The sequence below is a fragment of the Neoroseomonas terrae genome, from assembly GCF_018129025.1.
Classification (GTDB): Bacteria; Pseudomonadota; Alphaproteobacteria; order Acetobacterales; family Acetobacteraceae; genus Neoroseomonas; species Neoroseomonas terrae.
The window spans coordinates 1-1423 of record NZ_JAAEDI010000060.1; the positions used below are offsets into that span (position 1 = coordinate 1).

Here is a 1423-nt window from a genome sequence, read left to right on the forward strand (position 1 = left end):
CGCGGGGCGGCGGCAGATGCGCGGACAGGTTCAGCGCCCGCCCCCACGCCGCATCCTCGGCGCGGCCCGCCGAGCCGTACCAGCCCGGCGGATGGCGCGGCGAGGCCGCCGTCTCCTCCACCCGGTTCGCCGGCAGCGGTGCGGCGGCAGGGGAGGGTGCGCCGAGCCGCCCGAAGCCGTCGAGGATCTCGAGCGGCGCCAGCGGCGCCTCGCCGTCCGAGCCCTGGACGCCCGAGGACAGCGCCACCAACCGCCGCAGCATGTCCACGAACAGGCCGGAGAGCGGCAAATTCGACCATTCGGCATTGGCAGTGACGTGGAACAGCACGATGCGCCCCTGGCCGCGGGCCTCCGACGTCACCAGCGGCGTGCCGTCCGCGAGCCGCGCCCAGGACCGGTCGGTCAGCCGCGCGGACGGTTCGGCAAGCACCTGGCGTTCCACCGTCACCTCGGCCGGTGGCGTCAGGCCGACGAAGGGCGAGCCTTCGGGGAAAGGCGCCAGGGCCTGGGGGCGATCCCACGACAGCGCGCCGCCAAGCTGCCGCTCGCCCGCCCGCAGCGCCACCGGCAGCAGCGGGTCCGGCCGTTCCGCGAGGCGCGGCCCGGCGAAGCGGATCAGCATGCCGCCCTGCTCGACCCAGCGCGTCAGAGCTTCCCGCTCACGCCCCTCGGGCACGTCGCGGTCGGCCAGGACCAGCACGGCGATCTGCCGCGACAGCAATTGTTCCGGCGTGCCACGCCGGATCTCGGCATAGGGCGCAAGGGCGCGTTCCAGATAGAACAGGTCGCCGGTCAGCGGGGCATCGGCGGCGGTGTCGAGCGCCGAGGACAGCCCGACCGGCCGCCGGCGGAAACGCTCGTCCAGCAGGACGGTCCCTGCCGCGCCGGCCTCGGGTTCGAGGTCGAGGCGGACCACCTGGTTGCGGATCTCGATCGGCAGGTCGATCGCCGCCTCCGCGCGGGTCGCCTCGGCCGGGATCGCCACGGTGGCGGAGGCGATGGCGCGGCCGTCCCCGGTGCGCGCCAGCACCGTGGCTTCGGTGGGCGCGCCGACCGGCGTCTGCAGGACATTCACGATCAGCCGGTCGGCCTCGGCGCGCGGCGGCGGCAATACCCGCGCCGGGTGCGCCTCGGCGCGAGCCAGGGTCATCGGTCCGGCCTCGCCCAGCGCGGTGGCGAAGGGCGTGAAGGCATCGCCCTCCGCGGCGTGTTCCACGCCGTCGGCCACGTAGAGCGTGGCGAAGGGACCCGGATTGGCGCGCCGGAAGGCCGCCAGCGCTTCGAGCGCGGCGGCGCGGTCCGGTGCCCAGGCGCGCGGGCGGAGCGCGGCGAGCCGCGCCCCCGCTTCCTCCGCAGGCATCAGCGCAGTGGTGGCGATGCGCTCGCCCGTCGCCGGCGGCGCGGTCGCCAGCAACGCGACGCG

1 pseudogene is annotated in these 1423 nt (G+C 76.1%); it reads right to left on the reverse strand.

The window, feature by feature from the left end:
• A pseudogene (locus GXW78_RS27650) lies at nucleotides 1-1423 on the reverse strand (DUF4159 domain-containing protein); the annotation flags it as partial.